The organism is Streptomyces sp. NPDC050842 (genome assembly GCF_044456565.1).
In the GTDB taxonomy this organism is placed as follows: Bacteria; Actinomycetota; Actinomycetes; order Streptomycetales; family Streptomycetaceae; genus Streptomyces.
Genome location: NZ_JBITGA010000003.1, coordinates 308,904 through 320,758 on the forward strand (window position 1 = coordinate 308,904; position 11,855 = coordinate 320,758).

The following is an 11,855-nucleotide window of genomic DNA, read 5'->3' on the forward strand; positions in this document are numbered from 1 at the left end:
TCTGCCACCTTGGCCGGGGCCCGAGAGGAGCGTCAAGCAGGCGTGCGGACACATGGACGGGGCGTCCGAATGTCCGGACATATCGTTGACACGCCTCCGGGCGGCCGACTAGACCTGGGGGCGGGGCCGGAGGCGAAAGGTGGCGCATGGAGACGGAGCCGTACGACCTGATCACCATGGGGCGCCTCGGCGTGGATCTGTACCCGCTCCAGAGCGGCGTCGGGCTCGACCGCGTCGAGACCTATCGCAGGTTCCTCGGCGGCTCCCCGGCCAACGTGGCCGTGGCCGCCGCCCGGCTGGGCCGCCGTACCGCGCTCGTCTCCCGCACCGGCGCCGACCCCTTCGGCGCCGCGCTCCACCACGACCTCAAGGGCTTCGGCGTGGACGACCGCTGGGTGACCGAGGTCGCGGCGTACCCCACCCCCGTCACCTTCTGCGAACTCTTCCCGCCCGACGACTTCCCGCTCCACTTCTACCGCCTCCCCAAGGCCCCCGACCTGGAGATCCACCCGCACGAACTCGACCTCGACGCGATCTGCGCCGCCCGGGTCTTCTGGGCGACCGGCACCGGCCTCTGCGCCGAGCCGAGCCGCACCGCGACCCTGGGCGCGCTGCGCGCCCGCGCCGGCCGGGAGGTGACGGTCCTCGACCTGGACTGGCGGCCCATGTTCTGGACGGACCCGGCGGAGGCCCGCCCGTTCTACGCCGAGGCGCTGCGCCACGCGACCGTGGCCGTCGGCAACCTCGACGAGTGCGAGGTCGCGACGGGGGAGCGCGAGCCGTACGCCGCCGCCCGCGCGCTGCTCGCCACCGGCGCGGTCCGGCTCGCCGTCGTGAAGCAGGGACCCGCGGGCGTCCTCGCGCTCGCCGCCGACGGGACGGAGGCCGAGGTGCCGCCCCTGCCGGTGGAGGTGGTCAACGGGCTCGGCGCGGGCGACGCGTTCGGCGGCGCGCTCGTCCACGGCCTCCTCGCCGGCTGGGACCTCGCACGGACCCTGCGCCACGCCAACGCCGCCGGCGCGATCGTCGCGGGCCGCCTCGCCTGCTCCTCCGCCATGCCGACCGCGGAGGAGATCACCGAGGCGCTCGCGGCGGGCACGGGAACGATCCCGGAGTCGGAGAGAGGGTAGGGAGCTGCTACTCGGTGAGTGTCCAGGAGCGTGCGCAAGAGCGCGTGAATGTGACCTGGGTCACGGTGTGGGAGTGTGGGGATCGGGGTGTCGGTGGTGGTGGGAAGGTTCGGGGTATTGGTGGCGGAGGGAGGTGTGTGGTGCTGGGGAACGTGAGAAGGCAGCTGCGTGTGATCGACGCGCCGTTCGTTGCTCTGGGGCCGTCCGGTGTGGCGGTACGAGACCGGCTCAAGCACCTCACACCCGAGGATGAGGGGGTTCTGCGGCTGGCCGGCGGGCATCTGGGCAGACTCGCCTCGCTTGATCTCAAGGCCCGGTGCGCGGACGCGGGTGACCACGGCAGTGATTCATGGGCGGCTCGTAAGCAGGGTCTGACGGCGGAGTCGTCCTCGCGGTGGGCGGGGTCGATCACGAAGGCCACACACGATCAGTGGGCGCTGTCCCGGCGCTGCCAGCTTGCGTACGTCCAGTCCCTTGAGGCTGGTGTCCGCATGCTGATGCACCGGCTGTCCCTGCCGCTCGGTGAGAAGGGTTCGAAGCGTGCTGCGGGCGGTTACCGGTCCAAGGGGGAGTGGTTCCAGAAGTCGCGGCGGCTGCGCATTCTGGAGCACCGGCTCAATGCCGCTGGCGCTGAGCGTGAGGCCGGTGTCGTGCGCGTCGTGCGCGGCGGCCGGAAGTTGCTCAACACCCGGCACCATCTTCAAGCCGCCCAGCTCACGGAGGTGGAGTGGCGGCAACGGTGGGAGGCGGCGCGCTGGTTCCTGGCCGCTGACGGGGAGTCCGGGAAGCGTTTCGGGAACGAGACGATCCGCGTCACCCCCGACGGCGAGGTCAGCATCAAACTGCCCGCCCCGCTGGCGCACCTTGCCAACGCCAAGCGCGGCCGGTACGTCCTCGCCTCGGAGATCGCGTTCGCTCACCGGGGCCAGGAATGGCGTGACCGTGTTGAGGCGAACCGGGCGGTCGCCTACCGCATCCACTACGACGTGGAACGCGGTCGCTGGTATCTCACCGCCTCCTGGCAACGCCCCGTCGTCAAGACCGTCCCCCTGGCGGCCGCACGGGCCCAGGGCGTGATCGGTGTCGATACGAATGCCGACCACTTTGCCGCCTACCGCCTCGACTCGCAGGGCAACCCGGTCGGCGACCCGACGCGGTTCCTCTACGACCTGTCCGGCAGCTCGGATCACCGCGATGCGCAGATCCGGCACGCCATCACCCGGCTCCTGCACTGGGCGCAAAGCTGCGGCGTGGCCGCCATCGCGATCGAGGACCTGGACTTCGCCGCCGAGAAGACCCGCGAGAAGCACGGCCGTAGAAAGCGGTTCAGGCAGCTGATCTCCGGCATCCCCACCGGCAAGCTCAAAGCCCGCCTGGTATCTATGGCCGCCGAACACGGCCTCGCCATCGTGGCGGTCGATCCTGCCTACACCTCCCAGTGGGGAGGCCGGCACTGGCAGAAGCCGCTGGCCACCCCGCGCCGCACAATGTCCCGTCATGACGCCGCGAGCGTCGCGATCGGGCGACGCGCCCTCGGGTACCCGATCCGGCGTCGGACGGCACCGCCCCCGCAGCACCAGAGTGATGCTGCGGGGCATCGGACCGCCCAGGCCGGACCGGAGACACGAGAGCGTGAGGAAACCCGCCCACCCGTCACGGAACGCGCACGCGATGCACGTGCCCGAGCGGGGAACACCGGAACGCGGGCAACCAGTCGGATATCCAAAACCGTTCGGGATATCCGCAGTGACCAGATATGGGTACAAGACTCACTCGTGGTCACTCAATTGGAACGGTAGGGATCAGTCATGAACTCCGGACCTTCTCCCACCGAGCGCCTCCACCTGCCCTCCGGGTCCGCCGCCCGCGGTCCGTACGCCGTCCGGATCGACCCCGACCGGGCCGGCTGGGAGCACTCCGCCCTCCGGGTCCTCACCCTCGGGCCGGGGGAGATCCACTCCTTCGAGAGCGGGGATTCCGAATGGGTCGTGCTTCCCCTCGCCGGTGCCTGTAGCGTGCGCGTCGACGGCGAAGTCCTCGAACTCCTGGGCCGCGAGAGCGTGTTCGCGGGAGTGGCCGACTTCGCCTACGTACCGCGCGACGCCCACGCCCAGATCGCCTCCGGCGCGGGGGGCCGCTTCGCTTTGGCAGGAGCGAAGTGCGAGCGACGACTCCCCGCCCGCTACGGCCCCGCGCCGGAGGTTCCCGTCGAGACGAGGGGCAGCGGCAACCGCGCCCGCCAGGTGCGGAACTTCGCCGCGGCCGGCGCCTTCGACTGCGACCGGCTGATCGCCGTCGAGGTCGTCACCCCCGGCGGCAACTGGTCCTCCTACCCGCCGCACAAGCACGACGAGCACCGCCCGGGCGCCGAGTCCGTCCTGGAGGAGATCTACTACTACGAGATCGCGGGCCCGCACGGTCTCGCCTACCAGCGGATCTCGCCCTCCCGGCCCGGCGGCGCCGAGCTCCTCGCCGAAGTCCGGGACGGCGACGCCGTCCTCGTACCGGACGGCTGGCACGGGCCGTCGATCGCCCAGCCGGGGCACGACCTCTACTACCTCAACGTCATGGCGGGCCCCGGAACCGAGCGGGAATGGAAGATCTCCTTCCACCCGGACCACACGGAGGGGTACGCATGAGCATCCGGCTGACCGTCGCCCAGGCGCTCGTCCGCTTCCTCGCCGCCCAGTACACCGAGCGCGACGGGGCCCGACAGCGGCTGATCGCCGCCACCTGGGGCATCTTCGGCCACGGCAACGTCGCCGGGATCGGCCAGGCCCTCGTCGAGGACCCCGACCTCATGCCCTTCCACCAGGGCCGCAACGAACAGGCCATGGTCCACGCCGCCGTCGGCTACGCCCGCCAGTCGAACCGGCTCTCCGCGCACGCCGTCACCACCTCCATCGGCCCCGGCGCCACCAACCTCGTCACCGGCGCCGCGCTCGCCACCGTCAACCACCTGCCGGTCCTGCTCCTCCCCGGCGACACGTTCGCCACCCGCCCCGCCGACCCCGTGCTCCAGCAGCTCGAAGTGCCGTACGCGGGCGACGTCTCGGTCAACGACTGCCTGCGCCCCGTCTCCCGCTACTTCGACCGGATCGGCCGCCCCGAGGCGCTGATCCCGGCCGCGCTCGCCGCCATGCGGGTCCTCGCCGACCCCGTCGAGACCGGCGCCGTCACCCTCGCACTGCCCCAGGACGTCCAGACGGAGGCGTACGACTGGCCGGCGGAGTTCTTCGCCGAGCGGGTCTGGCGCGTCCGCCGCCCCTCCCCGGACGAGGACGAGCTGGACGCGGCGGTCGCGGCGATCGGCCGGGCCACCCGTCCGCTGATCGTCGCCGGCGGCGGCGTCCGGTACAGCGGGGCCGAGGAGACGCTCCACGACTTCGCCGCGCTGACCGGCATCCCGGTCGCCTTCACCCAGGCCGGCAAGGGGGCGCTGCCGCACGACCACCCCCAGAACGTCGGGGGCGTCGGCCACACCGGCACCGCCGTCGCCGACCACCTGGCCCGCACCGCCGACGTCGTCATCGGCGTCGGCACCCGCTGGACCGACTTCACCACCGCCTCGGGAACGCTCTTCGGCCACCCCTCCGTACGGTTCGTCAACCTCAACATCGCCGCCTTCGACTCCCACAAGCTGGCCGCGCTCCCCCTCGTGGCGGACGCCCGCGAGGGCCTGGAACAGCTCCACACGCTCCTGGAGCCGCACCACGTCACCCCGCACTACGCGCACGAGTACGCCGAGGAGAGACTCCGCTGGCAGACCCGCGTCGACGCGGCCTACGCCGTCCCCGACGAGGACGCCCGGCCCACCCAGGCCCAGGTCCTCGGCGTACTCGACACTCTGGTCGACGGCAGCGACATCCTGATCAACGCCGCCGGTTCGCTCCCGGGCGACCTCCACAAGCTCTGGCGGCCCCGCTCCACGGACCAGTACCACGTCGAATACGGCTACTCCTGCATGGGCTACGAGATCCCGGCGGCCCTCGGCGTCCTGCTCGCCGCGCCCGGTCGACCCGTCTGGGCGCTCGTCGGCGACGGTACGTATCTGATGAATCCCACCGAGATCGTCACCGCCGTCCAGGAGCGACTGCCCCTGCGTCTCGTCATCCTGCAGAACCACGGCTACGCCTCCATCGGCGGCCTCTCGGAGGCCGTGGGCGCCGAGCGTTACGGCACCGACTACCGCCACCGGGACCCGGACGGCGGCTTCACCGGCGCGCCGCTCCCCATCGACCTCGGGGCCAACGCCGCCTCCCTCGGCATGCGCGTGCTGCGCCCCCGCACCGTGCGTGACCTGCGAGAAGCCCTCGCGGACGCGCGGACCACGACGGTTCCCACATGTGTCTACGTCGAGACCGAAACGGCAGACACAGTGTCGGGCCCGCCCCCGGCCCAGGCATGGTGGGATGTGCCCGTGGCCGAGACGTCGACCCGCCCGTCGGCGGTCAAGGCCCGCGAGGAGTACGACCGGCACGTCACCGCCCGACGCCGCCATCTCTGAAGGAGCATTTCGTCATGACGAACACCGTCAAGACTGTCGACCACTGGATCGGTGGCAAGACCGTCGAGGGCACGTCGGGCAACTGGGGCCCGGTCACCGACCCGGCCACCGGCGCCGTGACCACCCGAGTCGCGCTCGCCTCCGTCGAGGAGGTGGACGCCGCCGTCGCCGCGGCCAAGGACGCCTTCGCGACCTGGGGCACCTCGTCCCTCGCGCAGCGCACCACGATCCTCTTCAAGTTCCGCGCGCTGCTCGACGCCAACCGCGACGCGATCGCCGAGCTGATCACCGCCGAGCACGGCAAGGTCCACTCCGACGCGCTCGGCGAGGTCGCCCGCGGCCTGGAGATCGTCGACCTGGCCTGCGGCATCACCGTCCAGCTCAAGGGCGAGCTCTCCACCCAGGTCTCGAACCGCGTGGACGTGGCCTCGATCCGCCAGCCGGTGGGCGTCGTCGCGGGCATCACGCCCTTCAACTTCCCGGCCATGGTGCCGATGTGGATGTTCCCGATCGCCATCGCGACCGGCAACACCTTCATCCTCAAGCCGAGCGAGAAGGACCCGTCGCCGGCCCTGAAGATCGCCGAGCTGCTCGCCGAGGCGGGCCTCCCGGACGGTGTCTTCAACGTCCTGAACGGCGACAAGGTCTCCGTGGACCGCCTTCTGGAGCACCCGGACGTCTCCGCGATCTCCTTCGTGGGCTCCACCCCGATCGCCCGCCACATCCACACCACCGCCTCCGCCAACGGCAAGCGCGTCCAGGCGCTCGGCGGCGCGAAGAACCACATGCTGGTCCTCCCGGACGCCGACCTCGACGCGGCGGCCGACGCGGCCGTCTCGGCGGCGTACGGCTCCGCCGGCGAGCGCTGCATGGCGATCTCCGCGGTCGTGGCCGTCGGCTCCATCGGCGACACGCTCGTCGACAAGATCCGCGAGCGCGCCGAGAAGATCAAGATCGGCCCCGGCAACGACCCGACCTCCGAGATGGGCCCGCTCATCACGGCCGTCCACCGCGACAAGGTCGCCTCCTACGTGACCGGCGCGGCGGACGAGGGCTGCGAGGTCGTCCTCGACGGCACCGGCTACACGGTCGAGGGTCACGAGGACGGCCACTGGATCGGCCTGTCCCTCCTGGACCACGTGCCGACCACGGCCGCGGCCTACCAGGACGAGATCTTCGGCCCGGTGCTCTGCGTGCTGCGCGCCGAGACGTACGAGGAGGGCCTCGCCCTCATCAACGGCTCGCGCTTCGGCAACGGCACCGCGATCTTCACCCGTGACGGCGGCGCGGCCCGCCGCTTCCAGATGGAGGTCGAGGCCGGCATGGTCGGCGTCAACGTGCCGATCCCGGTGCCGGTGGGCTACCACTCCTTCGGTGGCTGGAAGGACTCGCTCTTCGGCGACCACCACATCTACGGCAACGACGGCGTGCACTTCTACACGCGCGGCAAGGTCGTCACCACCCGCTGGCCGGACCCGTCCGACGCCCCGGCGGGCGTCGACCTGGGCTTCCCCCGCAACCACTGACCTTCCGGTCGCGGCCGTGACGAGCGGCTCATGACGAGCGGCTCATGACGAGCGGCTCATGACGAGCGGCTCATGACGAACGGCCCCCGGAGCGCGCACGACACCGCGCCCCGGGGGCCGTCCTCGTCGGGGTGCGGCGGCGGTCGCGCGTACCGCGTCTGGTGTACGGCGAGGCCGGGCGTACGACCCCAGGAGGTCGGGCGCCTCCCCCTGCGGACCGCAGTGCCGCACGAGTCGGCCCGCATAGGCTCGACCCATGCGACTCCGACTTCCCCGGTGGGCCGCGGTCACCGCCGTCCTCGCCGTCCTCGCGGGTGCCGGCACCTGGACCGCCGTCGCCTCCGACGAACCGCCACCCGTGCAGCGCGCGGACAAGGCGCTCGACATCGACGGTGTACGGCTCGACACCTCGTACTTCACGAGCGGCGGAGGCGAACGGCGCCCCGCCGTCCTCCTCGGCCACGGCTTCGGCGGCTCGAAGAACGACGTCCGCGCCCAGGCCGAACAGCTCGCCCGCGACGGCTACGCCGTCCTCACCTGGTCCGCCCGCGGCTTCGGCGCCTCCACCGGGGAGATCGGCCTCAACGACCCCGACCACGAGGTCGCGGACGTCCGGAAGCTGATCGACTGGCTCGCGGCCCGCCCCGAGGTCCTCCTCGACAAGGCCGGCGACCCGCGCGTCGGCGTCACCGGCGCCTCCTACGGCGGCGCGATCTCCCTGCTCGCCGCGGGACACGACCCGCGCGTCGACGCCGTCGCCCCCCAGATCACCTACTGGAACCTCGCCGACGCCCTCTTCCCGAACGACGTCTTCAAGAAGCTCTGGGCCGGGATCTTCTTCTCGGCGGGGAACCAGCCGGGCGCGGCCCCGGCTTCGGCCCAGGCCTCCGGCCCGGCCGGGACGGCGGACGGCTGCGGCCGCTTCACCGCCGAACTCTGCACCCTCTACCAGCGCGTCGCCGTCAGCGGAAAGCCCGACGCCGCCGCCCGCGCCCTCCTCGAAGCCCGCAGCCCCTCCGCCGTCGGCGCCCGCATCAAGGTGCCCGCGCTCATCGTCCAGGGCCAGTCCGACTCCCTCTTCACCCTCGCCCAGTCCGACGCCATGGCCCGCACCCTCACCGCCAACGGAGCCCCCGTCGCCGTCGACTGGATCGCCGGCGGCCACGACGGCGGCGACCGCGAGACCGAGCGCGTCGAGCGACGGATCAGCACGTGGTTCGACCGCTGGCTGAAGCGCGACACCTCCGCGGACACCGGCCCCGCCTTCCGCGTCAGCCGCACCGGCGGCGTCGACTCCACCGACGGACAGGCCACCCTGCGCGGCGCGACCGCCGACCGCTACCCGGGCCTCACCGCCGCCACCGAGAACATGGCCCTCGCCGGGCCCCCGCAGACCTTCGCCAACCCGGCCGGCGCCGCGCCGCCCGCCATCTCGGCCGTCCCCGGCCTCGGCGGCGGACTCTCCGGCCTCTCCTCCCTCGGCGTCGGCCTCTCCCTCGACTTCCCCGGCCAGTACGCCCGCTTCGACGCGAAGCCGCAGACCGGCGCCGTCCGGATCACCGGCACCCCGACGGTCCGCGTCAAGGTCACCTCGACCGCCGCCGACGGCTCCGCCGTCCTCTTCGCCAAGGTGTACGACGTCGGGCCCGACGGACGGCAGCAGGTGCTGCCCTCCCAGCTCGTCACCCCCGTCCGCGTCGAGGACGCCAAGGCCGGCCGAAGCGTCACCCTGACGCTGCCCGCGATCGACCACGAGGTGGAGGCCGGGCACCGGCTGCGGCTCGTCCTCGCCGCCACCGACCTCGGCTACGCCTCCCCGACCGTCCCCGCCGGCTACACCGTCGCCGTCGAGGGCCCGCTCACCGTCCCGACCGCGCCCGGCCTCGACACCCAGGCCGCCACCCTGCCCTGGTGGGTCTGGGGCCTGCCGCTGCTCGGCCTGGCCGTCGCCGCGGCGCTCCTCCTGACCGCCCGCCGCCGCACCACGGCCCCCGCGCCGGACCCGGAACTCACCTCCGTACCCCTCCAGATCACCGGACTCTCCAAGAAGTACGCGGGCGGCGACAGGTACAGCGTCAAGGACCTCTCCTTCCGTGTCGAACAGGGCCAGGTCCTCGGCCTGCTCGGCCCGAACGGCGCCGGCAAGACCACCACCCTGCGCATGCTGATGGGCCTGATCCGGCCCGACGAGGGCGAGATCCGGGTCTTCGGCCAGGCCATCCGCCCCGGCGCCCCGGTCCTCTCCCGGGTCGGCTCCTTCGTCGAGGGCGCCGGCTTCCTGCCGCACCTCTCCGGCCGGGAGAACCTGGAGCTGTACTGGAAGGCCACCGGCCGTCCCGCCGAGGACGCCCGCGTCGACGACGCCCTGCGGATCGCGAACCTGGGCAGCGCCCTCGAACGCGCCGTACGGACCTACTCGCAGGGCATGCGGCAGCGCCTCGCCATCGCCCAGGCCATGCTCGGTCTGCCGGACCTGCTCATCCTCGACGAGCCGACCAACGGCCTGGACCCGCCGCAGATCCGCGAGATGCGGGAGGTGATGATCCGGTACGCGGCCGAGGGCCGGACCGTCATCGTCTCCAGCCACCTCCTCGCGGAGGTCGAGCAGTCCTGCACCCACCTCGTCGTCATGGACCGGGGACAGCTCGTCCAGGCCGGGCCGGTCGCCGAGATCACCGGCTCCGGCGACACCCTGCTCGTGACGCTGGCCGGAGAGATCGACGACCCGCTCGTCGAGAAGATCGGCGCCCTCCCGGGCGTCGGCTCCGCGGCCCGCGCCGACGGCGGGCTCCTCGTCCGCCTCGACGGCGCGGACGCCACCGCCCTCATCGGCGACCTCGTCCGCCTGGACGTACCGCTGACCGGGGTCGGACCGCACCGGCGCCTCGAAGACGCGTTCCTGACCCTGATCGGAGGAGCCGCATGAGCGCGCCGACCACGAAGCCGACCACCATCGCGCCCCCGGCCGGGACGACCGCCCCCGGCTACCGGGCCGGCCGCACCCTGCCGCTGCGCGTCGAAGCCCTGCGCCAGTGGAAGCGGCGCCGCACCCTGATCATGGGCGGGATCCTCGTCGCCCTTCCCTTCGTCCTGATCGCCGCCTTCGCGATCGGCGGCGCCGGGGACGGCGACACCAACGGCCGGATCACGCTCATGGACACGGCGACGGCCTCCGGCGCCAACTTCGCGGCGACCTGCCTCTTCGTCTCGGCCGGCTTCCTCCTCGTCGTCCCCGTCGCCCTCTTCTGCGGCGACACCGTCGCCTCCGAGGCGAGCTGGTCCTCGCTGCGCTACCTCCTGGCCGCACCGGTGCCCCGCTCCCGGCTCCTCGCCTCGAAGCTGACGGTGGCCCTCGCCTACAGCGCGGCCGCGATGGTCCTCCTGCCGCTCGTGGCCCTCGCCGCGGGCACGGTCGCCTACGGCTGGGGGCCGCTCCAGCTGCCGACCGGCGGCTCGGTGCCCGCCATGGACGCGGTGCTGCGCATCGCCGTCGCGGTCGCCTTCGTGTTCGTCTCCCAACTGGTCACCGCCGGGCTCGCCTTCTGGCTCTCCACCCGCACCGACGCCCCGCTCGGCGCGGTGGGCGGCGCCGTCGGCCTGACCATCGTCGGCAACGTCCTGGACGCCGTCACGGCGCTCGGGGACTGGCGCGACTTCCTGCCCGCGCACTGGCAGTTCGCCTGGATCGACGCCCTCCAGCCGCAGCTGGAGTGGGGCGGCATGGTGAAGGGCGCGGCGATCTCGGTGACGTACGCGGTGATCCTCTTCGCCCTGGCCTTCCGGGGCTTCGCCCGCAAGGACATCGTGTCGTAGGAGGTGTCGTAGGAGGTGTCGTAGGAGCGGTCGCAGGAGCCGCTACACCCACCCCCTCCGAGCCGCTTCCGCGCCCGCGCGGAAGCGGCTCGTCGTGCCGAGGGCGGCCATCAGCTCTCCCACCCGGCGGCTGTACGTCCGCGCCGACATGCCGAGCCTGGCCGCCGCCGCCTCGTCCGTCAGCCCCGACAGGAGAGCGTCGAGGACCAGCCGCGACTGCGGCGCGAGGTCCAGCGGCGGGGGAGAGGGAGGCGGCACGTACGTCAGCTCCTCGGCCGCCGCCCAGCAGGCGTGGTGCGCCCGGACGAGGGCCTGCACCACCACCGGGTCGCGGATCAGCAGCAGGCCGTTGTAGAGCAGCTCCAGATCCAGCGGGACCGCCGCCACCGTCCGGTCCACGACGATCAGTTTGAACGGGATGGCGTCCGCGAGCCGGGCCCGGCCGGGCATCCGCAGCCCGCTCTCGAGCCTGGGCAGGGCGTGCCGCGGCACGATCCGCCGGACCTCCTCGGCCCGCTCCGCCGCGGCCCGCATGCACGCTCCCGCCAGCTCCAGGAACGGCCCGGGGATCGCGCAGCCCGCGGAGGCGACGGGGTCGTCGAAGGTCAGCAGCTCGTGCCGGGTGGAAGCGGCCAGCCCGGCGAGCGCGGCGCTGATGCGCCGCGCGCCCCGGACCGGGCGCCCCGCGGGCCGCTGTCCCTCGGTCGCGGCCCGGTTCATCGCCGAACGGGCGAGCATCACGGAGCCCGCGCTCTCTGCCACCGCTGACCACCCCCGCCCGATCGATGTCCACTAAATGTACGCATGCGACTGCACACGGTGACAACCCCTGTTGAAAAGGATGGCGAATCCATGCCACCCTCGTCCGCCCCCGTCGCC

8 protein-coding genes are annotated in these 11,855 nt (G+C 72.7%); 7 read left to right on the top strand and 1 reads right to left on the bottom strand.

Features of this window, described 5'->3' with window-relative positions:
* The first annotated feature begins 146 nt into the window (after positions 1-146).
* The 7 genes from iolC (at position 147) to ACIBG6_RS10675 (ending at position 10,976) form a co-directional block, all read left to right on the top strand.
* Entirely contained in the window at positions 147-1,130 is a 984-nt protein-coding gene (gene iolC, locus ACIBG6_RS10645) for a 5-dehydro-2-deoxygluconokinase (protein WP_399222203.1), read from the top strand.
* A 137-nt stretch (positions 1,131-1,267) separates the two neighbouring features.
* A complete protein-coding gene (locus ACIBG6_RS10650) occupies positions 1,268-2,929 on the top strand; it encodes an IS200/IS605 family accessory protein TnpB-related protein (RefSeq protein ID WP_399222204.1) in 1,662 nt (553 codons plus the stop codon).
* 9 nt (positions 2,930-2,938) lie between these two features.
* Entirely contained in the window at positions 2,939-3,769 is an 831-nt protein-coding gene (gene iolB, locus ACIBG6_RS10655) for a 5-deoxy-glucuronate isomerase (protein WP_399222205.1), read from the top strand.
* Entirely contained in the window at positions 3,766-5,637 is a 1,872-nt protein-coding gene (gene iolD / locus ACIBG6_RS10660; protein WP_399222206.1) for a 3D-(3,5/4)-trihydroxycyclohexane-1,2-dione acylhydrolase (decyclizing), read from the top strand. Before iolB ends, iolD begins: the two co-directional genes overlap by 4 nt.
* A gap of 14 nt (positions 5,638-5,651) precedes the next feature.
* Positions 5,652-7,163: a CoA-acylating methylmalonate-semialdehyde dehydrogenase gene (mmsA, locus tag ACIBG6_RS10665; RefSeq protein ID WP_399222207.1), complete on the top strand. Its 1,512-nt coding sequence runs from the start codon at positions 5,652-5,654 to the stop codon at positions 7,161-7,163.
* 256 nt (positions 7,164-7,419) lie between these two features.
* Positions 7,420-10,089: a CocE/NonD family hydrolase gene (locus ACIBG6_RS10670; protein ID WP_399222208.1), complete on the top strand. Its 2,670-nt coding sequence runs from the start codon at positions 7,420-7,422 to the stop codon at positions 10,087-10,089.
* The gene (locus ACIBG6_RS10675) at positions 10,086-10,976 is read left to right on the top strand and encodes an ABC transporter permease (protein WP_399222209.1); all 891 of its coding nucleotides are present in this window, start codon (positions 10,086-10,088) and stop codon (positions 10,974-10,976) included. The genes ACIBG6_RS10670 and ACIBG6_RS10675 overlap by 4 nt, the downstream gene beginning before the upstream one ends.
* A gap of 42 nt (positions 10,977-11,018) precedes the next feature.
* On the opposite strand, the gene ACIBG6_RS10680 is transcribed toward ACIBG6_RS10675, so the two are convergent.
* The gene (locus ACIBG6_RS10680; protein ID WP_399222210.1) at positions 11,019-11,738 is read right to left on the bottom strand and encodes a DNA-binding response regulator; all 720 of its coding nucleotides are present in this window, start codon (positions 11,736-11,738) and stop codon (positions 11,019-11,021) included.
* Between the last annotated feature and the right edge of the window lie 117 nt (positions 11,739-11,855).